The following is a 20,827-nucleotide window of genomic DNA, read 5'->3' as shown; positions in this document are numbered from 1 at the left end:
CCACTCCACCCCGGACAGGACACAGCAATGAACAACAGATTCGCCAGGCTCACCGTGCCGGTGGGAATCGTCGGCATCGTGCTGCTGCTGGTGGTTCCCGTGCCCGCGCCGCTGCTGGATTTCCTGATCGTCTGCAACATCCTGCTGGCCCTGCTCATCCTGCTCACCAGCATGTTCGTCAAGAAGCCGCTGGACTTCTCGGTATTCCCGTCCTTGCTGCTGGTGGCCACGCTATTCCGGCTGGGACTCAACGTCGCCTCCACACGGCTTGTCCTGGGGCAGGGCTTCGCCGGACAAGTGATCGATGCCTTCGGCAAGGTCACCGTGGGCGGTTCCATGATCATCGGCGCCGTGGTGTTCCTGATCCTGGTGGTCATCCAGTTCGTGGTGGTTACCAAGGGCGCCGAACGCGTGGCCGAGGTGGGAGCAAGATTCACCCTCGACGCCATGCCCGGCAAGCAGATGGCCATCGACGCGGACCTCAACGCCGGCCTCATCACCGATGCCCAAGCACGTAAGCGCCGCGCCGAGGTGTCCGCCGAGGCCGATTTCTACGGTGCCATGGACGGTGCCTCGAAGTTCGTCAAGGGCGATGCCATCGCGGGCATCATCATTATCATCATCAACTTCGTGGGCGGCATCGCCATCGGCGTTCTGCAGCGCGGCATGAACGTGGGCGACGCCCTGAACTCCTACGGGCTGCTGACCATGGGCGACGGGCTCGTCACACAGATCCCGGCCCTCCTCATGGCCGTGTCCACGGGCATGATCGTCACCCGGTCCAACGCCGAGGAGGACATGGGCCGCACGGCGTCCTCGCAGCTCATGCAGTCGCCCAACGCGATGCTCATCGCAGGACTTGCCGCAGTAGCCATGGCGTTGATCCCCGGCATGCCCATCCTGCCGTTCCTGCTGGTGGGTGCCTTCCTCCTATTCGCTTCCCGGCGCTTGGCAGCGCAGCAAAAGAAACAGCTCGAGGAGCAGGATGCCCAGGACGCAGCCAGCCTGAGCTCCGAAGAAGACCCCAACGAGCGGCTCATGCTGGACATGCGCATCCACCCCGTGGAAATCCTGTTGGCTCCGGACCTTGTGGACATGGTCTCCGGTGCCTCGGACGATCTCCTGGGCCGCGTGCGCTCACTGCGCCACAAGATCGCCATGGAGTTGGGGATCGTGATCCCGCCCGTCCGCACGCGCGACAATGTGGAGCTGCCACCGGCGAACTACGCCATCCGCATTGCCGGCGTCGAAGCGGGACGTGGCACGGCGCCGTCGGGCAAGTTGCTCGCCCTCGGCGACTACCTTGACGCCCTGCCGGGCATCTCCACCGTGGAACCGGTCTTCGGACTGGCCGGAAAGTGGATTCCCACGGAAATGCGGCACAGCGCCGAAATGACCGGGGCAACCGTGATCGACCGGGTTTCGGTGTTGGTGACCCATTTGTCATCGATCGTCTCCGCCAACGCCGCAAGGCTCCTCACCCGCGAGGACGTCCGCGTGTTGACGGAAGGCGTGCGCAAGCAGAGCCCGGCCGCCGTCGAGGAACTCATCCCCGGACTGATGTCCCTTGCCGAAGTGCAGCGGGTATTGCAAGGCCTCCTCGAAGAACAGGTTCCCATCAACGACCTTCCGCGGATCTACGAGGCACTCGCCCTGCGCGCCAAGGTTTCCACCGAACCAGAGGCGCTCGTCGAAGCCGCCCGGCAATCCCTGGGACCCGCGCTCGCAGCCAAGTTCCTGGACGGCTCGGTGCTCAATGTGATCATGATCGATCCGCTCTTGGAACAGTCCATGCTCGAAGACATGCGTCCGGCGGAAGGAGGCACCCAGATCGTCATGAGCCAAGCGCGCCTCGACGCCGTCCTGGCCTCCGTGAAGAGTTCCGTCGAAACGGCGGCGGCTGCCGGACGGCAAGCCGTTTTGGTGTGCGCCCCGGCGTTGCGGCCCGCGGTCCGGCGCCTCGTGGCGGCTCCCGACGGTGGCGTCCCCGTGCTGTCCTACCGTGAAGTGACGTCGGCCAACATCCAGATCGAAACCGTGGGGGTGGTCCGCCATGCCGAAGCAATACAAGCTTAAGGGCGCGTCCTTGGAGATCATCCGCGAGAAGGCCGAGCAGCAGTACGGGCCCGGGGCACGGATCGTCTCCGCCGAGAAAGTCACCAACCCGGGAATCGCCGGGCTCTTCGCCGCCAATCGCTATGAGGCAACCGTGGAGGTTCCGGCCGAGGGTTCCACCCAACTAGCTAACAGTAGTTGTCGTTTTGACGGCTCAGAACGACAACAACTGGGTGGGCCCACGCCGCCAGGGTTCCCTGGCCGAGCTTGCGAGGCGAGGGTGGCGGTGGGGACTAGTTGGGATGCAGACTTTGGCGGGGCAGGGCACGCGCTGCAGGGGCCCGCCATCGCCGCGCTGCTTGAGCAGGCCGATGCGGCTGAAGTGGACCTCCACCGGCCAGCGGCAGCCGTTTCGACCGACTCGCCGAACTTTGCTGGGCTCTTGGAGCAGTTGGGGAAGGAGTTCCAGGCACCGGCAACTGAACCGGGACCCCAAGGGATGCTGACCGCATTGCCGGCCCCCGTCGTCGGGCGGGCTATCACGGCGCTGGTACCGGTTCCTGTTCCATTAGCCGGCAGCGGCAACCTCATCATCCTGCTGGGGCTCGGTGGCGACGCCCTGGGCCCCGCGCTGGAGATGTCGATCGCGGAGGGCGGCTCCGACGTCCGGACGGCGGGGGAGTTGACCGCGTTCGGGCACCTCCACGTGGCGGGGCGTCAGGCCGCGACGGCGGCCCGCGCCCAAGCGGTGCTCATTGGCCAAACCGTCCTCGTCGCGTATGGACTCGGCCGGCCAAACGAAGCCGCGACACATGCGGCGCACATCGCCGGCCTCGCCGCAGACCAGCTGTGGCTGGTCGCCGACGCCAGACGGAAGGCGGAAGACACACAGCGCTGGGTGCGGGCTCTTTCCGCAGCTTTGGCCGTCGAACGGTCTTCACTCGATGCGCTGGCCGTTTTCGGTGTGACGGAGACCGCGAGTCCGGAGACGGTCAATGGCCTCGGCCTTCCCATCGGCTGGGTGGACGGCAAGCCCGCCCGCGTTGCGGTGTTTGGAAAGGTAGATTGAGAGCATGCTGGTACTGACACGCAAGCCGGGCGAACAGATCATGATTGGTGATGACATTGTCATCACCGTCATGGAGGGCCGCGGCGACGGCGTGCGGATCGGGATCGAGGCGCCCCGCGGCGTGTCCATCCAGCGTCGCGAAGTGGTTGAAGCGATCGCCGCTGCCAATCTTGCGGCAGCGAAGGCCGGCCCCGAGGCCGAAGAGCTCCTTGCCGGGCTGCGACCGCCTGCATCACGACGAAAGCCAGATTAGTACGGGGCCAGTCCCGACGCTCGCTCACATATGAGCCCTCACCACCCGACCCTCGCTCACCTTTAAGGCAAAAACCACCGATCCTCCTGCATATCTTCTGCAGGAGGGTTTGCCCTTCTACCCCCAAAGGTGAAGGAGCGTCGGCTGAAAAGGTGTCGAAGGTGAGCGAGCGTCCTAGCGGCGGCCACGTGTGAAGCGCTAAGCCAAGCCGAGGAATTCTTCGAGGAGTGGCAGCGAACAATCCCTCGTCACGGCCAGGGCCCGCTCGATATTGGCGTTTTCCGCCAGCAATATCACATCATCCGCGGCGTTGGCTGTGTCGGCAGTGGCCTCTGCTGCCGATCCATCCGGGACCAAAACCTCCCCGGGCTGCCCGGCCGTAAGCCGTACGTCCCCGGCCCCGATTGGCCCCGACAGGAGCGCCTCGATGTTGGCCGCGACGGCAGACTCGACTTGCTTCAGCAGCAGCACCATGCCGTGGTTGTGGTCCTGAAGCAGTTCCGGCCAGATTCCGGGAGGCGCTACGGAGGCGATCACGGGCAGGGTTGCGTTCGCCGGCACACGCCATTCGATAGCGACCGCTGAAGACTCGATGTTCCGGGCAAGGGTGTCGAACCGAAGGTTTTCCAAGACCTTTTCCACGTCAGCAGCAGTGAATTTCAGCCAATGCCAATTGCCTGCCCGGACGTGCAGCAACTGTGTTTCGAGCCGGAACAACAGCAGTTCCAGCTGCCTCCGCTCGCGCCACAACGTCGCCGATAACTCATCCGCCCCCACGGTTCCCCATTCCCTGGTTTGGCCTGCGGAACATGATCCCGCGGCCGGTTTTGCATCTTTTTCATGAGCGTACACGCATTGTTATTTGTCAGATGGTATGTTCACTGAATACGTGCCTGTTCCAAGTAATCTTCGGCCTGCTTCATCGTCTCAGCAGCTCGCCGGAGGATCCTTGGAATCAGGCTTTTGCAACTCAATATTCCGGTCTCATGGGGGGACTAATTTTGAATCGCGAGGAACGCAACGAGTTGGTGCTGCAGCATTTACCGCTCGTTGGCTACTTGGTGTCTGAGCTCTGTGCGAGAGCTTCTCATTTGTCGCGCGACGATTTCGCGTCGGTAGGGTCCGTGGCGTTGATAACGTCCGCCGATTCCTTCGATCCGAGCCTCGGAGTCCCCTTTGGCGCATTTGCGCGCCGCCGGATCGTTGGGGCGTTTGCGGACGAGATGCGGGCCAGCGACTGGGCTACCCGCTCGGCACGCAAACGCATCAAGGAGACGATGTCGGTCCAGGAAACCCTGTCCGGCGTCCTTGGGCGAACCCCTACGGTGGCGGAAACCGCGTCAGCCCTCGGTGTCGAGCGCAGCGTCGTGGAGGCTGCACTCGCCGATGCCGCCCGGACTCTGTCGCCGCTTGACGACGTCGTCGTGGACACCGTCGCTGCCGACACTGTCTCCCCGGAACACTCCGTCCTGGCCGATGAGCGCCTCAAGTACCTCCGCGCCGCCGTCGAGGCCCTGCCGGAAAAGATGCGCTACGTGGTCGAGGAGATCTACTTCGCCGGGAGGACCGTCAAGGAGCTCGCCGAAGAGCTTGGCTCCACGCACGCTGCAGTGTCCCAACAGCGCGCCGAAGGTATCCGGCTCATGCGTGATGGACTCTCTGCGCACTACGCTGACGACCCCGAGCAAGTCTTCGAGCCGCAGTCACGGATTACTGCCCGACGCCGGCACGACTACCTCTCGACGCTAGCCTCCGCGACCCTTGGCGGAATTACGCGTGGTTTCACTTCGCATGATGCTGCGTTGAACCGTGCTGTCTAGTTTGCGGGCCGTCTAACCTCAGCGGCGGCCCTAGCGCGCCGTGGGCGGGACGGAAACGGAATCCGAATCAGGACTGATCCTGCGAAGCTCATGCAGGATTTCCAGCTGTTGTTCGTTGATCTTCAACAGCAAGCCAATGTCAGCCCGCGCCGCGAGGTCCGTGTCGTAGTCGTGTTGGGCCATGGCGGCCGCAATCGCATCCTGGCGTTTGGCTGCGATCAAGAGGATCGCTCCCTGAAGTCCGGCCAGCATGGACAGGAACAGGTTCAGCAGGATGAAGGGGTAGGGGTCCCAACCGTTGCCTGGCAGGACCCATGTGTTGATGGCTGCCCACACAAGCATGAAGAAGATGAAGCCGCCCACGAACGGCCAGCTCCCCATCCCATTGCGCATGATATCCGCGGCTCGCTGACCCGAGCTCAATGCTGCTTTGTGTTCGGCGTGCCAGGTGGACCCTTGCTCAGCTGTGCTCATGGGCCCAGCCTAGCCGTGGGCCCGGGCGGACCCTGCCAGTAGCCGCACCGCGACGGTCCCTGCCTCTTGACTTTGAAAGACTTAAGCGAATACTTAAGCATGTGCTTAACAATCAAGGCGCCGCGGATCTCGATTCCGTTTTCCACGCCCTTGCCGACCCCACTCGCAGGGCCATCGTGGCCCGGCTGTGCGAGGGCCCGGCGTCGGTCTCGGAATTGGCGAAGCCCTTCGCCATGAGCCTCCCGGCGATTGTCCAGCACCTCCAGGTCCTGGAACACAGCGGGCTGGTGCGCAGCGAGAAGATCGGCCGGGTCCGCAGCTGCAGCATCGTCCCCGGACCGGTCCGCGAGGCGGAGGCCTGGCTCGGGCTTCGCCGGACATCGGCCGAGCGCCGGCTGGACCGCCTGGAGAGTTTCCTCAATCAAAACCACCCCGCCAAACCAACACAGGAGTAGCCATGAGCACCCCCATTACGCATGCAAGCTTCACCCTCGAACGCAAACTCAATGCCCCGGTGTCACGTGTCTGGTCAGCATTTTCGGACTACGGCAACAAGAAGAAATGGTTCGTCGGCCCGGAAGAGTGGACTCAGGGCGAATCCAGCCTTGACTTCCGCGAAGGTGGCACCGAGACGGACACCGGCGGCCCTGAGGGCGGCTTCGTCTCCAGCATGAAGGCGGTCTATCACGACATCGTCGAGAACGAGCGGATCGTCTACACCTACGAAATGTATCTCAACGGCCAGCGGACGTCCGTCTCGCTATCCACCATCGAAATGGAGCCCGACGGCGAAGGAACCCGCCTCGCTCTGACCGAGCAAGGAGCGTACTTCACCGACGAAGACCATGTGGAAGGCCGCAAAGAGGGCATCGAGGGTCTCCTCGATGCCCTCAAGGCCTTCGTCGAAGGCAACTGACGGCTTACTTCGCGGTCGGCACGCGGCGGAGTGCGACGGCGGCAAGGACTGCCGCTCCCGCCATCAGTACCAGCCCGATCGCCGCGGTGATGTGGACGCCCGATTCGAAGGCGGCACGCGCCGCGGCGGTCAAGGCGCCAGCCAGTGGCTGGGGGAGTGACGCTGCGGTGCCCACCGCTCCGGCGAGCGTCTCCCGGGAGCGTTCGGCAGCATGGCCGGACAATTCAACAGGAAGAAGCAGGTGGTGCTGGTAGGACGCCGTCAGGATCGAGCCCAGGACTGCCGTGCCCAGCAATGAGCCGAGTTCGTAGCCTGTCTCGGAGATCGCCGAGGCCGCGCCGGCCTTGTCGGCAGGAACGGCCCCCAGGATGAGGTCGTTGGAGATGGTCTCCGCCGATCCAACCCCGATGGCAAGCAGCAAGAGTGCCGTCAAAAGGTACCCGGGGCCCTGGCCATGGTTGCCCAAGGCCGCCACGAGATAACCCATGGCGCTCAACGTCAGGCCGGATGCCACCACCAGTCCCGGGCGGATCCGCTTGACCAGGGGAACCACCACCATGCCCGCCACGATGGTGGCCAGCAGAGCCGGAACCATGGCGATTCCTGCCTCCATGGGGGACTGGCCCTCCACAAGCTGCAAGTGCTGCGCGAAGAAGTAGATGAAGCCCGTCATGGAAAACAGGGACAGGACGTTGGCAATGATGGCTGTGCTGAACACCTTGTTCCCAAAAAGACGCACGTCCAGCATGGGCGATGCCAAGGAGCGCTGCCTGCGGACAAAGATGATTCCCATGGCCAGGCCGAACGCCATGAAGGCTGCAGGGGCGGGGCCGAAGCCGTGCACAGCGACCTCTTTGATGCCATAAACCACCGGTGCCATGGTCAGGATGGACATCGCGATGCTGGGAACGTCAGGCTTGCCCGGATTGCGATCCTTGGACTCGGGAATCAGGAACGGGCCGAAGGCAAGGAGGGGCAACAACAGCGGCACGGCCACCAGGAACACGGCTCCCCACCAGAAATGTTCCACGAGCCAGCCGCCGAAGATCGGCCCGAGCGCGGCGCCGCCGGAGAATCCCGCGGCCCACACCGCGATGGCAAGCCGGCGGCGGTTCGGGTCCGGGAAGATGTTGCGGATCAAGGACAATGTGGACGGCATGAGCATGGCTCCGAAGATGCCCAGGCCGGCGCGTCCCGCAATGAGCCATTCGGCCGACGGGGCGAACGCGGTGGCTGCGGAAACGGCTGCGAAGCCCGTGCTGCCGATCAGGAGCAAGCGGCGGCGGCCGATCCTGTCTCCCAGGTTGCCCATGGATACCAGCAATGCCGCCAGCACCAGCGCATAGGCATCCACAATCCAAAGCAGCTGCACGCCCCCGACCTCCAGCGTCCGGGCGATTTCCGGAAGAGCAAATGTCAGCGCAGTGTTGTCAACAGCCACCAGCAGCACGGGGAACATCAAGAGCGCCAGGGCAGTCCAATCGCGCCACGGGGCGGATTGGGTTGACGGGGTGCGGGGATGCTGGGTTGTGGACGGGCTGAACATGAGAATAACTGTACCGTCTGGACGGTATAGTTTCAACTTGCCGTATCGACACTGACATATCCAACTAGGGGATGATGGACACCATGCCGCGAAAACCTATTGCCCGGGACGCTGTCCTGGATGCCTTTGAAGCCCTGCTGATCGAGGTGGGGGAGCGGGCTGCCACGCTCGACGCCGTCGCCAAACGCGCGGGAGTGTCCAAGGGCGGCCTGCTCTACCATTTCCCCAACAAGGAAGCCATGATCAGCGCCCTGCTGGAACGCATGGACAGGCTCGCAGCAATGGACATTGAGGCGATGAAGGCGGCTCCCGAGGGCGCTTCGGCGTTCTTCATCAAGTCCTCGCTTTGGGCCGATACCCCCATGGACAGGGTGTTCGTCGCCGCCACGCGGCTCGCGGAGGTGGCCCACGAAGAAACCCGCAGGCGCTTTGCAGGGATCCAGCAACAATGGCTGGATGTGCTCGCCGAGGAAGTGGGTCCGGAGATAGCCAAAGCGGTCCGGTATATGGGCGATGGGCTCTACTTCAACGCAATGCTTGAAGGCGGCCCGGGAACCAATGCGAGCGAGAGGAGCGCCGACGTCGGTGCGCTGCTGGCCGCCGTCGAACGCCTCCGTGACTGAACGGTGGCCCAACTGGCTCGCAGTAGTTGTCGTTTAGAGGCTCCAAAACGACAACAGGTGCCAGTCAGTTGGGAAAGTCGGGCGAGACCGGTGACATCATTTGCGGACGCGAGCAGTCCATAGGACAATTGACAGTTGTGGCAGCCGTCACCGGCAACCACGATCCGATTCACACAACTGAATACGCCTTTGATCTGCGGCGGGAGAGTCCTGCAGGCAAGTGATGCAGGCGCCGTAGGAGCAAATCCTCCCCAGGAATCTCTCAGGCCCACGCACCGCCGCGGCAAGGCAACTCTGGAAAGCAGCACGCTGCCCTCTGGTGTCCCAGACACTGGAACACGCTGTGCTCACCGACGGTGCAAGCGAAACAGTGCCCATAAGCACGGATTCGCGGAAACTCTCAGGTCCAATACAGAGCGGGGAGGAACCCGATTAGCTGTGGCGTACCCACGCCGCCTTAGTAATGGAGTTCCTTCGTGACGGTTAGTTCAACCTCCACCACGTTCGTTGACCGGCATATCGGCGCCCGTCGCCAGGCCGACATTGACATCATGCTCAAGTCTGTCGGTTACGACAGTGTCGATTCGCTCGTGGACACCGCGGTTCCCAATGACATCCGCCAGGACGTCGCCCTGACCCTCCAGAACGCCCTCAGTGAGGTCGAAGTTCTGGCCGAACTGCGCAAACTGGCGGCCAAGAACAAGACGGCCGTGCAGATGATCGGCCAGGGCTACTACGACACCGTCACTCCGCCGGTGATCCGCCGCAACATCCTCGAGTCCCCGGCCTGGTACACGGCCTACACGCCGTACCAGCCGGAAATTTCCCAGGGCCGCCTCGAGGCACTGCTGAACTTCCAGACCATGGTCCAGGACCTCGTGGGCCTGCCCATCGCCAACGCCTCCCTGCTGGATGAAGCCACGGCCGTCGCCGAAGCAGTCCTCATGATGCGTCGCGCCAACAAGAACAAGACGGCCCACGACGGCAAGACCGTCCTCGACGCCGACTGCCTCCCGCAGACCCTCGCCATCGTGAAGGGCCGCGCCGAGGCGCTGGGCTTCGAAGTGGAGATCGCCGACCTGTCCAAGGGACTGCCCGACGGCGACATCAACGGCATCGTGCTGCAGCAGCCGGGCGTTTCCGGCCGGGTGTTCGACCACTCCGCCGTGATCGCCGCCGCCAAGGAACGCGGCGCCCTCGTCACCGTTGCCGCCGACCTCCTCGCCCTCACGCTGATCACGCCTCCGGGCGAGCAGGGTGCCGACATCGCTGTCGGTTCCACCCAGCGCTTCGGCGTGCCGCTGTTCTTCGGCGGCCCGCACGCCGCCTACATGGCCGTTCAGAAGGGCCTCGAGCGCTCCATGCCCGGCCGCCTGGTGGGCGTTTCAAAGGACGACGCCGGCACCCCCGCGTACCGCCTGGCGCTGCAGACCCGCGAGCAGCACATCCGCCGCGAGAAGGCCACGTCCAACATCTGCACCGCGCAGGCACTGCTTGCCATCGTCTCCTCGATGTACGCCGTGTACCACGGCCCCGACGGCCTGAAGGCGATCGCCGAAACCGCCCACAACCACGCCCGCACGCTCGCCGCGTCCCTGAAGGCCGCGGGCCTTGAGGTCCTGCACGGCAGCTTCTTCGACACCGTCACCGTCCGCGTCCCGGGCAGGGCAGCCGAGATCGTTGCTGCCGCTGAGGCCAAGGGCATCAACCTGCGCGGCATCGACGCGGACACCGTGGGCATCTCTGTCGACGAGACCACGACGACGGCGGTCCTCGCCGACGTCGTCGCCGCCTTCGGTGCTTCGCTCGCGGAGTCACGTGAGGGCTTCGCCCTGGAGGCCGCCGTCGAGCGTTCTTCCGATTACCTTCAGCACCCGGTGTTCAACACGCACCGTTCCGAAACCCAGCTGTTGCGCTACATCCGCAAGCTTTCGGACCGCGACCTCGCGCTGGACCGCACCATGATCCCGCTGGGTTCCTGCACCATGAAGCTGAACGCCACGGCCGAGATGGAAGCGATCTCCTGGCCGGAATTCGCCTCGATCCACCCGTTCGCCCCGGATTCCCAGACAGAGGGCTGGCGCGAACTGATCGAAGATTTGGAAGCCGACCTCACGGAGATCACCGGTTACGACCAGGTCTCCATCCAGCCCAACGCCGGTTCCCAGGGCGAACTCGCGGGCCTGCTGGCCATCCGCGGCTACCACCACTCCCGCGGCGACCTCCAGCGCAACGTATGCCTCATCCCGGCTTCCGCCCACGGCACCAACGCTGCCTCGGCAGTGCTGGCCGGCATGAAGGTTGTCGTCGTGGCCACCGCGGCCGACGGCACCATCGACCACGCGGACCTGCAGGCCAAGATCGACGCCAACAAGGACGTCCTCTCGGCCATCATGATCACCTACCCCTCCACCCACGGCGTGTACGACGCTGACGTCCGCGAAATCTGCGACTCCGTGCATGCGGCCGGCGGCCAGGTGTACGTTGACGGCGCCAACCTCAACGCGCTCGTGGGCCTGGCCCAGCCGGGCAAGTTCGGCGGCGACGTGTCCCACCTGAACCTGCACAAGACCTTCTGCATCCCGCACGGCGGCGGCGGACCGGGCGTGGGCCCGGTCGCTGCCAAGGCGCACCTTGCACCCTTCATGCCGGGCGATGCCAACAAGGCAGCCCATGAAGACGGGCACGGCGTTGCCATCTCGGCGTCCCGCTTCGGTTCGGCCGGTGTCCTGCCGATTTCGTGGGCGTACGTGAAGCTCATGGGTGGCGAAGGCCTCACCGAGGCCACCAAGTCCGCGCTGCTTGCCGCGAACTACATCGCCTCCCGCCTCAACGAGTACTTCCCGGTTCTCTACACGGGCGAAGACGGACTCGTGGCTCACGAGTGCATCCTGGACCTGCGCGAACTGACGGCCCGCACCGGCGTTACCGCCGAGGACGTGGCCAAACGCCTCATCGACTACGGTTTCCACGCCCCGACGCTGGCGTTCCCGGTGGCGGGCACCCTGATGGTGGAGCCCACCGAGTCCGAGGACCTGGGCGAGATCGACCGCTTCATCGAAGCCATGATCACCATCCGCAAGGAAATCGACCAGGTCGCGAGCGGCGACTTCACGGTGGAGGACAGCCCGCTGCGCCACGCACCGCACACCGCGGCCGCCGTCGTGAGCTCTGACTGGAACCGCGAATACTCCCGCGAGCAGGCTGTCTTCCCCGTCCACCACCTCAAGCAGGACAAGTACTTCCCGCCCGTAGGCCGCATCGACGGCGCCGCAGGCGACCGTAACCTGGTCTGCTCCTGCCCTCCGATCGAAGCCTTCGAGAACTAAAGGACTCCTCACGATGACTGAGAACTACACTGCGCTCTACGAAGAGCACAAGAAGCTCGGCGCTTCCTTCACCGATTTCGGTGGCTGGCAGATGCCCCTGAAATACTCGTCCGAACTGGCCGAGCACCACGCCGTCCGCCAGTCCGCAGGCTTGTTCGACCTCTCCCACATGGGCGAAGTCTGGGTCACCGGTCCGGAAGCAGCCGCTTTTCTGGACTACGCGCTGGTCGGCAAAATTTCGGCCATGTCGGTTGGCAAGGCCAAGTACTCGCTGATCTGCCAGGAAGACGGCGGCATCATCGACGACCTCATCACCTACCGCCGTGGGGATTCCAAGTTCCTCGTGGTTCCGAACGCCGGCAACGCCAAGGTTGTTGCCGAGGCTGTGGCACAGCGCGCCGCCAACTTTGACGTCGTCGTCGAGGACGCCTCGGCAGCCACCTCGCTAATCGCCGTCCAGGGCCCCAAGGCGGAAGAGATCCTCCTCCGTTTGGTCCCGGCTGAACAGCACTCCCTCCTCACCGAGCTCAAGTACTACGCCGCCGTCGAGGTGCCCTTCACCTTTGCCGGGAACACCGTGGAACTGCTGCTCGCCCGCACTGGCTACACCGGTGAAGACGGTTTCGAGATCTTCGTGGACAACGATGCCGCTGCCGCCCTGTGGCAAGCAATCGCCGCCGCAGCCGAAGACGGCGAGCTGATCCCCGCGGGCCTCGCTTCCCGCGACTCCCTGCGTCTCGAAGCCGGCATGCCGCTCTACGGCAACGAGCTCTCCCGCGAAGGCAACCCCTTCGCGGCGGGTCTGGGCCCAGTAGTTTCGTTGGCCAAGGAAAGCGACTTCGTGGGCCGTTCCGCCCTGGAAGCCTTGAAGGCCGAGGGCGCCGGTTCCACTAGCGGCCGCAAGCTGGTTGGCCTCAAGGGCCTGGGCCGCCGCGCCGGCCGTAGCCACTACGCGGTCCTCAAGGACGGCGTGGTTGTCGGCGAAGTCACCTCCGGCCAGCCCAGCCCCACCCTCGGTTACCCCGTGGCACTGGCGTATGTCGACGTCGAACACGCAGAACCCGGCACGGCACTGGACGTAGACCTGCGCGGCAAGCCCGAGCTGTTCGAAGTCGTCGCCTTGCCGTTCTACAAGCGAGCCAAGTAAGTTTCGGTGGGTGGGTGACCGTGGTTGCGTTTAGCCCGTCGGGACCGACATCCTCTGCGGGCTCGGTCGCGAAAGACGCCCGCTGAGCGGACGTGACGCTCCCTTAGACGCCCGCTGCCGGATGCCGGTCCCGATGGGGCCGTCCCCGTCACCTTTGGTTATCGAACAGAAGGGCGAACCGTATGAACCTTGACTCACCCTTGGTGCCTCTTATGCGAGCTTGGCACCCGTCGCGTTCGATGATGGGCCGCCTGCCGCAGCTTGGCCTACAGAAACTGGATTGGCCCACGGGAACCACGGGTCCACAACTAAAACCGAAAGGCCAGCGTTCTTTCCGGAACTGTTGGCCCCGAAAACTGAACTGGCGGAGGGCGGGTGACGGGATTCCGGCAGCGTGCGTCTAAGCGAGGAACGAGCGAGCACGCCGAGGAATTCCGTTATCCGCCACCCAACCCGACCACAATTGTTTTAGACCAACGTAAAGGAAAAAACATGGCAAAAGTTGCACCTGAACTGCAGTACTCCGACGAGCACGAGTGGGTTGCCCGCGAAGCCGGGAACCTTGTTTCTGTCGGTATCTCCGCCGTGGCCACCGATGCCCTCGGCGATATTGTGTACGTTGACTTGCCCGAGGTCGGTTCGGCTGTGACTGCGGGGGAGACCTGCGGCGAGGTTGAGTCCACCAAGTCCGTCTCGGACCTGTACTCCCCGGTGACGGGCGAGGTCACGGAAGTGAACTCCGCCGTCGTCGACGATCCTGCCCTGATCAATAACGATCCGTATGGCGCAGGCTGGCTCTTCAAGGTGGCCGCCGAGTCCGACGGCCCGCTGCTCTCCGCTGAGGAATACGCTTCCAAGAACGGTGGCGAGCTGTGAGCGCCGCAACCGGGGCCGCAGGCACCGAGAACGCAGTGTTCGAGCAGGTAGTGTCGCCGAGCCTGGACACGGTGTTGTCCGAGCTGGATCCGGAGATCGCGGCGAAGATCGACGACGAGTTGAACCGTCAGCGGTCGGGCCTGGAAATGATCGCCTCGGAGAACCACACGGCTGTGGCCGTGATGCAGGCGCAGGGTTCGGTGCTGACCAACAAGTATGCCGAGGGTTACCCGGGCAAGCGTTACTACGGTGGCTGTGAGCACGTGGACGTCATCGAGCAGTTGGCGATCGACCGTGTGAAGGCCCTGTTCGGTGCCGGGTACGCGAACGTGCAGCCGCACTCCGGTGCCCAGGCAAACGCGTCGGTGATGCACGCCCTCATCAAGCCGGGCGACACCATCATGGGCCTGAACCTGGCGCACGGCGGGCACTTGACCCACGGCATGCGGATCAACTTCTCCGGCCGCTTGTACAACGTCGTGCCGTACCAGGTCCGCGAAGAGGACCACCGGATCGACATGGCCGAGGTGGAGCGCCTGGCGCTGGAGCACAAGCCGGCACTGATCGTGGCCGGCTGGTCCGCGTATGCGCGCCAGCTGGACTTCGCCGAGTTCCGCCGGATCGCCGACCTGGTGGGCGCGTACCTGATGGTGGACATGGCGCATTTCGCCGGCTTGGTGGCCGCCGGCCTGCACCCGTCCCCGGTCCCGCACGCGCACGTCACGACCTCGACGACGCACAAGACCCTCGCCGGTCCGCGCGGCGGCATCATCCTCTCCAACGACGCCGACATCGCCAAGAAGATCAACTCGGCGGTCTTCCCGGGCCAGCAGGGTGGTCCGTTGGAGCACGTGATCGCCGGCAAGGCCGTGGCCTTCAAGATCGCCGGCTCGGAAGAGTTCAAGGAACGCCAGGAGCGTGTGCTGGCCGGTGCCCGGATCCTGGCCGAACGCCTCGTCCAGCCCGACGTCACTGCCAAGGGGATCTCGGTGATTTCCGGTGGCACGGACGTGCACCTGGTGCTCGTGGACCTGCGCCACTGCGAACTCGACGGCCAGCAGGCCGAGGACCGCCTCGCCGCGATCGAGATCACCGTGAACCGCAACGCGGTTCCGTTCGACCCGCGCCCGCCGATGGTGACCTCCGGTCTGCGGATCGGCACCCCGGCACTGGCAACGCGCGGTTTCGGTGAGGCGGCGTTCCGCGAGGTTGCGGACATCATCGCCGAGGCACTGATCGCCGACGCCGGCGCGGACCTCTCCGGCTTGCGTCACCGCGTGGAGGCCCTGGCCGCCGCGCACCCGCTCTACCCGGGCGTTGCGAACCTCAGCTGAGGTTCTCCGCCGCTGGCTCCGGGTCCGGTTTGGTCCCGGAGCCAGCTCACCGCGGCCGTTGGAACTGACATCCTCCGCGTGCTCGGTCGCGTAGACGCCCGCTGGGCGGACGTTTTCGCGACCGGATGGGCCCACGCCGTCCGGGTTCCCTGACCGAGCTTGCGAGGTTAGGGGGACGGCGGGGCCGCACGCTTCCGGATGCCGGTCCCAAAGGGCCTAAAGACTGGCGGCCTGCCGGATGTCGGTCCCGAAGGGGCCGCGCTGCTCACCTTCCCACCGTCTCCGTCTATATATCTAGTTAGGAACCGACATGGCTGTTGGCGTCTTCGATCTTTTCTCTATTGGGATTGGTCCTTCGAGTTCGCATACCGTGGGGCCGATGCGTGCTGCGGCGGTCTTCGCGGGCGAACTCAAGGTGTCCGGTGCGCTCAAGCGCGTGGCGTCCCTGCGCGTTGATCTGTATGGTTCCTTGGCTGCTACGGGCCGCGGGCACGGCACCATGACCGCGGTGCTTTTGGGCCTGGAGGGCTACCACCCCGAGGAGATCCTTCCCGAGGAGGTGGAGGAACGGCTCGCCTCGATTGCCGAAACCGGCACACTGAACCTGGGCGGCGCCGTCGATCCGGAATCCGGGGTGCGGCTGGCGTATGGGGAGGCGGACATGATCCTGCACCCCCTCACGGTCCTGCCCCGGCATACGAACGGGATGAAGTTCTCCGTCTCCGACGCCGACGGCGAGGTGCTGCACGAGGCCACGTTCTTTTCCGTGGGCGGTGGCTTCATCGTCCGCGAGGGCGAGGAAGACGCGGCGCAGAAGGAACTGGAGGAGTCCAAGAAGGAACTCCCGCTGCCCTTCCGGACCGCCGCGGAGCTCATGGGCCGCTGTTCCTCCAAGGGACTGGGCATTTCGGACATCATGTTCATCAACGAACGCGCCTCCCGGACCGAGGAAGAAATCCGGGCCGGCCTGCTGCACATCTACTCCGTCATGGAGGAATGCGTCGAAACGTCCCTGAAGCGCGAAGGCGTGCTGCCCGGCGGGCTGAAGGTCCGCCGTCGGGCCCCTGACTGGCACGAGAGGCTCCTGAAGGAAACCAAAGGCCAGGACTCCGACTACCGGGATCCGAAGTACTGGCAGGAATGGGTGAACCTGATCGCGCTGGCCGTGAACGAGGAGAACGCCTCGGGCGGGCGCGTGGTCACCGCCCCGACGAACGGGGCGGCGGGGATCATCCCCGCTGTGCTTTACTACGCCCTGCACTTCGCCCCCGGCATGGACAAGGCCACTCAGAAGGACCGGGACGAGACGATCGTGAAGTTCCTGCTCGCCGCGGGCGCCGTCGGGGTGCTCTACAAGGAGCAGGCCTCGATCTCCGGGGCCGAGGTCGGCTGCCAGGGCGAGGTGGGCTCGGCGTCCTCGATGGCCGCCGCGGGCCTGGCCGAAGTCATGGGCGGCTCCCCGGGGCAGGTGGAGAACGCGGCCGAGATAGCGATGGAACACAACCTGGGCCTGACCTGCGATCCGATCGGCGGGCTCGTGCAGATCCCGTGCATCGAACGCAACGCGATCGCCGCGGCCAAGGCCATCAACGCCGCGAAGATGGCGCTCTGGGGCGACGGTACACACCGGGTCTCCCTGGACGAGGTCATCGTGACCATGCGCGAAACCGGCAAGGACATGTCCTCCAAATACAAGGAAACCGCCATGGGCGGCCTCGCGGTCAACGTCGTGGAGTGCTGACGGGCGTCCGTCACCGATAATCGATCGGGCTTGTCGAGCTCAGCTAATGTCTGTTCAGTGTCGTAACCCAGTGCCATCATGTATCCATGAGCGGGGGATACAGCAGTGAATTTTTGCGGGCAGGCCTTGAGCTGCCCAGTCCGTCGGAGACGACGATTCTTCTTGATTACACCCACTTTTCGGTGCGGTTCCGTCCTGATCGCAGGTTGGCTGCAATTGTGGCCGTGAACATCGAGGGCAGCCAATTGGACCCCTTGGCACGCGAAGGAACCTGGCATTTCGATTCCAGGGTCCCCGAAGAGCAGCAGGCCGGTCCGGATGTTTATGCGAACAATGCCTTCGACCGTGGGCATCTTGTGCGCCGGTTGGACCCCGTATGGGGGGACCCGGCTACGGCCAAGACCGCCAACCAGGAAACGTTCGTGTTCACCAACGCGGCACCCCAGATCGACAAATTCAACCAAGGCAAGCAATTGTGGTCCGGTCTTGAGGACCACGTTCTTGGCCATGCCGGTGCCTTCGGCGCCAGGATGAGCGTCTTTACGGGACCGGTCTTCCGGGATGACGACCCTCCCTACCGCGGTGTGCACGTGCCGCGGAAATTCTGGAAGATTGCTGCGTGGACCAACGACGCCGAACTCGGTGCCGCCGGCTTTGTGGTGGATCAGACCCCGCTGCTGGACGAGGTGGAGATGGAGAAGGTCACCAAGGAACGCCTTCTCGCCGAAGAACCGCCGCCGCTGGGGCCATTCCGCACATTCCAGGTACCCATCAAGGAGATCGAGGACGCCACCGGGCTGCCGCTCGACGTTCTCGTCAACGCCGATCGCCTCGCCAAGGGCCAGCGGGAGCTTGGGGAAAAACCGAAGGCCATCCACCTGGAGGCCATGGAACAGATCAGGCTGTAGCTCGTCCTGGGGGCCGATAGACTTGAGCCTGAACGCCTGCGCCGCACACCGGTGCCTGCTGCCTCAAGTACGCAACTGATTGGACACGGCCCCCTTGCGAGAATTTACCGCACGCTTTGCCACCGCCGAGGAAATCGAACACTGGGACAAACACGTCACGGCCAATCCCAACGGCGGCAACCTCCTCCAATCCGAGGCATTCGCAGACGTGAAACAACACTTCGGCTGGAAGCCCCTGCACCTCGTCTACGAAACCCAGGACTACAGCAGCTACAACCTGGTCCTGGAGAAGTCGTTTCCGTTGCTCGGCAAGCTTTGGTACCTCATCAAGGGCCCGGACGTTGCCGGGGTCGAGGACATTCCGGGGATCATCAAGGCCAACCAGGAATTCGTAAAGCAGGGCAAGCTCGGGGTGTTCGCTGTCAAAATCGAGCCGGACATTGTCCTCAGCGACGACGCCCGCGCCGCGATCGAGGCCACGGGTGTGGTCAAGACCCCCAACCTGCAGCCGAACGACTCCACAGCCCTGCTGGATATTTCCCCGGAAGAGAATCAGCTACTGCGTAGCCTCCATTCCCGCGGACGCAATGCGGTCCGCCGGGCTATCCGTGAAGGCGTCGAGGTCCAGACCATGGAGCCCACGGAAGAGAACTTCCGTTCCATGTATGCGCTGATGACCAACACCGTCGAGGCGAAGTCTCAGGTGCGGGTCCGCGAATTCGTGTACTACCGCCAGTTCTGGACCAATTTCATCGACCGTGGACAGGGCCGGCTCCTGTTCGTCTTCGAAAACGGTGTCCCCTCCGTTGGGGCCTTCGTCATCAACTACGGCCGGAAAGGCACGTACAAGGACGGCGGTTCGCTGCAGAAGCGGGCACAGTACGGTGATTCGCATTTGGTCCAGTGGACGGCCATCAACCAGGTCAAGGAACTGGGCTGCACCGAGTACGATTTCTGTGGCACTCCGCCCGCGGACCGGCTCAAGGACACCTCGCACCCGTTCCACGGACTCGGCCTGTTCAAGACCAGTTTCAGCAAGACCGTCACCGACTTCGTAGGCTGCTACGACCAAGTCATCAGCCCGCTGAAATACAGGCTTTGGACCGCTGCCGGAGAACGCATCGCCCGGCAGATCTACACCCGCCGGACGGGCCAGCAGTTCTACTAGAATCGCAGCGCTGCCCCGTCAATTGCTTGTGGAACACCCAATATTTGGAGGAGCCCCGCCCTTTGGAGGAATACCCGCGTGACTGACCGCCCCGACAACAGGCCCAACACGGACGGCTTGCCTAAGACGCAGCCACTGAAGCCATCGCAGGTGCGCCAGAATGTCAACGCCAAACGCATGCTTCGCAGGCTCGTCCAGGGCGAGAATCCTCCCACCGCCCCCATGAGCATCGTGGACCGCCTGGCGGGCAGCCCCTACGCCAACCCCACCATCCAAGTGGGCGGCGTAGATGCTTCGGCGCGCAAGACCATCGATTTCGCGCTGCACATGGCCGAATCCATGTTTCGTTATGGAGCCGGTGCCCTGGAAGTCGAGACCAGCATCATCGCGGTCACGGCTTCACTCGGTTTGAAGAACATCGAAGTCGACATCACCAACCAGTCGGTCCAGATCAACTATGCGCCCAAGGACCAGACTCCGCTCACCTTGCTCCGGGTAGTCCGCTCTTGGACCAACAACTATGCGGGTTTGGCCCAGGTGCACCAGCTCGTCACGGACATCGTGGCTGGCGGCGTGGGCAGGGCAGAAGCCGTTCGCCGGTTGGATGACATCATCCGGAGCAGCAAGCCCTATCCGCGGTGGATCGTCACTATGGCATTCGGCGTCTTCTCCGCTGTTTTCGTCGGCGTACTAGGAGGGGGACTGGGAGCGTCCACCCTGGCCTTCGTTTCCAACATGCTCATCAACCTCGTGGCCCGGCAATTGGGCAAATGGCGTACGCCGGACTTCTTCGTGACGGCGGCCTGCTCCTTCCTGGTTACGTTTATCGCATTCATGCTCCGCTGGGCAGGGGCGGACATTCCGCCATCCATCGTCGTGGCGGGCGGCATCCTGTTGCTGTTGCCAACGGGAAGGCTTGTCTCTTCGGTGCAAGACGCCATCAACGGATTCCCGGTCACCGCGGCCGGACGTTTCCTGTCAACCATCCTGACCTTCGGCGCGATCGTCGCCGGGATCGCCGTCGCGGTGGTTGTTGGCGATCTCACGGGCAGCGTCGGGATCGACGTTACCCAAACATTCCCCGAGGCGTATCCATTGTGGGGCCAGGCGATCCTGATCGCCGTGGCCGTGATTGCCATCGGCATCACCGAACAGACCCTGCTCAAACTACTGCTCCCGACGGCGGCAGTAGGTTTGGTGGGTTACTTCGTCTTGTGGGGGGCATCCAACCTCGGCATCGGAGACCGGCTCTCGCCTGCGATTTCCGCCGTGATCATCGGCTTGTTGGCGCGCATGGTGGCGCTCAAACTCGGTGCGCCGCAATTGGTGGTGGCCGTCCCTGCGGCCCTCATCTTGCTGCCCGGGCTGAAGATATTCCGGTCCATGTATGTGTTGACGGTTCAGGAAGCGGACGTCTTGCTGGGCTCGGGGGGCATGCTCAACGCGGGCGCAATCGTGCTGGGTGTGGCAGCAGGAATTGTGCTGGGAGACAATTTGGCCCGCCCGTTGACCAAGGGACTAGCCAGCAACGAACGTCGCCGCGTGCGCAGGCGCTAAGCCGCGGGGGC

The 20,827-nt window shown here is 64.1% G+C and carries 18 protein-coding genes and 2 riboswitches; of the genes, 15 read left to right on the top strand and 3 right to left on the bottom strand.

From position 1 onward, the window contains the following. The first annotated feature begins 27 nt into the window (after nucleotides 1-27). Genes OW521_RS09555 through csrA form a run of 3 tightly spaced genes read left to right on the top strand, consistent with a single transcriptional unit; the run spans nucleotide 28 to nucleotide 3,377 of the window. A complete protein-coding gene (locus OW521_RS09555; protein WP_268024879.1) occupies nucleotides 28-2,076 on the top strand; it encodes a flagellar biosynthesis protein FlhA in 2,049 nt (682 codons plus the stop codon). Next, entirely contained in the window at nucleotides 2,054-3,124 is a 1,071-nt protein-coding gene (locus tag OW521_RS09550) for a hypothetical protein (RefSeq protein ID WP_268024877.1), read from the top strand. The genes OW521_RS09555 and OW521_RS09550 overlap by 23 nt, the downstream gene beginning before the upstream one ends. Before the next feature lie 4 nt (nucleotides 3,125-3,128). After that, a complete protein-coding gene (gene csrA, locus OW521_RS09545; RefSeq protein ID WP_184737915.1) occupies nucleotides 3,129-3,377 on the top strand; it encodes a carbon storage regulator CsrA in 249 nt (82 codons plus the stop codon). Nucleotides 3,378-3,575: 198 nt separating this feature from the next. Here the strand turns inward: csrA and OW521_RS09540 are convergent, their stop codons facing one another. Continuing rightward, complete coding sequence (locus tag OW521_RS09540; protein WP_268024874.1) at nucleotides 3,576-4,154, bottom strand: hypothetical protein; 579 nt, start codon at nucleotides 4,152-4,154, stop codon at nucleotides 3,576-3,578. A 224-nt stretch (nucleotides 4,155-4,378) separates the two neighbouring features. On the opposite strand from OW521_RS09540, the gene OW521_RS09535 reads away from it, so the two are divergent. After that, nucleotides 4,379-5,197, top strand: a complete 819-nt coding sequence (locus OW521_RS09535) for a sigma-70 family RNA polymerase sigma factor (RefSeq protein ID WP_268024872.1) — start codon at nucleotides 4,379-4,381, stop codon at nucleotides 5,195-5,197. Between the two features lie 30 nt (nucleotides 5,198-5,227). Here OW521_RS09535 and OW521_RS09530 read toward each other — a convergent pair whose 3' ends face one another. Beyond that, on the bottom strand, nucleotides 5,228-5,671 hold the full coding sequence (locus OW521_RS09530; RefSeq protein ID WP_268024870.1) for a DUF1003 domain-containing protein: 444 nt from the start codon (nucleotides 5,669-5,671) through the stop codon (nucleotides 5,228-5,230). 101 nt (nucleotides 5,672-5,772) lie between these two features. On the opposite strand from OW521_RS09530, the gene OW521_RS09525 reads away from it, so the two are divergent. Together OW521_RS09525 and OW521_RS09520 are read left to right on the top strand one after the other, a co-directional pair. After that, nucleotides 5,773-6,126, top strand: a complete 354-nt coding sequence (locus OW521_RS09525) for an ArsR/SmtB family transcription factor (protein ID WP_268024868.1) — start codon at nucleotides 5,773-5,775, stop codon at nucleotides 6,124-6,126. Nucleotides 6,127-6,128: 2 nt separating this feature from the next. Next, nucleotides 6,129-6,587, top strand: coding sequence for an SRPBCC family protein (locus OW521_RS09520; protein ID WP_268024866.1), 459 nt, complete (start codon nucleotides 6,129-6,131; stop codon nucleotides 6,585-6,587). A 4-nt stretch (nucleotides 6,588-6,591) separates the two neighbouring features. On the opposite strand, the gene OW521_RS09515 is transcribed toward OW521_RS09520, so the two are convergent. Beyond that, on the bottom strand, nucleotides 6,592-8,133 hold the full coding sequence (locus OW521_RS09515; RefSeq protein ID WP_268024864.1) for an MFS transporter: 1,542 nt from the start codon (nucleotides 8,131-8,133) through the stop codon (nucleotides 6,592-6,594). A gap of 83 nt (nucleotides 8,134-8,216) precedes the next feature. Between OW521_RS09515 and OW521_RS09510 the strand changes: the two genes are divergently transcribed. From OW521_RS09510 to OW521_RS09470, 9 genes are all read left to right on the top strand, one after another. After that, nucleotides 8,217-8,756 (top strand): TetR/AcrR family transcriptional regulator, encoded by a 540-nt coding sequence (locus OW521_RS09510; RefSeq protein WP_268024863.1) that lies wholly within the window; start codon nucleotides 8,217-8,219, stop codon nucleotides 8,754-8,756. Nucleotides 8,757-8,946: 190 nt separating this feature from the next. Next, nucleotides 8,947-9,044: riboswitch (glycine riboswitch) on the top strand. 1 nt (nucleotide 9,045) lies between these two features. Next, nucleotides 9,046-9,181: riboswitch (glycine riboswitch) on the top strand. 51 nt (nucleotides 9,182-9,232) lie between these two features. Continuing rightward, nucleotides 9,233-12,085: an aminomethyl-transferring glycine dehydrogenase gene (gene gcvP / locus OW521_RS09505; RefSeq protein ID WP_268024862.1), complete on the top strand. Its 2,853-nt coding sequence runs from the start codon at nucleotides 9,233-9,235 to the stop codon at nucleotides 12,083-12,085. Between the two features lie 13 nt (nucleotides 12,086-12,098). After that, complete coding sequence (gene gcvT, locus OW521_RS09500; protein WP_268024861.1) at nucleotides 12,099-13,232, top strand: glycine cleavage system aminomethyltransferase GcvT; 1,134 nt, start codon at nucleotides 12,099-12,101, stop codon at nucleotides 13,230-13,232. Nucleotides 13,233-13,724: 492 nt separating this feature from the next. Beyond that, nucleotides 13,725-14,108, top strand: coding sequence for a glycine cleavage system protein GcvH (gene gcvH, locus OW521_RS09495; RefSeq protein WP_268024860.1), 384 nt, complete (start codon nucleotides 13,725-13,727; stop codon nucleotides 14,106-14,108). Continuing rightward, the gene (glyA, locus tag OW521_RS09490; protein WP_326494022.1) at nucleotides 14,105-15,442 is read left to right on the top strand and encodes a serine hydroxymethyltransferase; all 1,338 of its coding nucleotides are present in this window, start codon (nucleotides 14,105-14,107) and stop codon (nucleotides 15,440-15,442) included. The genes gcvH and glyA overlap by 4 nt, the downstream gene beginning before the upstream one ends. A 310-nt stretch (nucleotides 15,443-15,752) precedes the next feature. Next, nucleotides 15,753-17,183 (top strand): L-serine ammonia-lyase, encoded by a 1,431-nt coding sequence (locus OW521_RS09485; protein ID WP_268024859.1) that lies wholly within the window; start codon nucleotides 15,753-15,755, stop codon nucleotides 17,181-17,183. Between the two features lie 86 nt (nucleotides 17,184-17,269). Beyond that, on the top strand, nucleotides 17,270-18,091 hold the full coding sequence (locus OW521_RS09480; RefSeq protein ID WP_268024857.1) for a DNA/RNA non-specific endonuclease: 822 nt from the start codon (nucleotides 17,270-17,272) through the stop codon (nucleotides 18,089-18,091). 94 nt (nucleotides 18,092-18,185) lie between these two features. Then, the gene (locus OW521_RS09475; protein ID WP_268024854.1) at nucleotides 18,186-19,259 is read left to right on the top strand and encodes a lipid II:glycine glycyltransferase FemX; all 1,074 of its coding nucleotides are present in this window, start codon (nucleotides 18,186-18,188) and stop codon (nucleotides 19,257-19,259) included. Between the two features lie 78 nt (nucleotides 19,260-19,337). Next, complete coding sequence (locus OW521_RS09470; protein WP_268024852.1) at nucleotides 19,338-20,816, top strand: threonine/serine ThrE exporter family protein; 1,479 nt, start codon at nucleotides 19,338-19,340, stop codon at nucleotides 20,814-20,816. The last annotated feature ends 11 nt before the right edge of the window (nucleotides 20,817-20,827 follow it).

This window comes from Arthrobacter sp. MMS18-M83 (assembly GCF_026683955.1).
In the GTDB taxonomy this organism is placed as follows: domain Bacteria; phylum Actinomycetota; class Actinomycetes; order Actinomycetales; family Micrococcaceae; genus Arthrobacter.
This window is presented reverse-complemented; position numbering and strand designations above follow the sequence as displayed.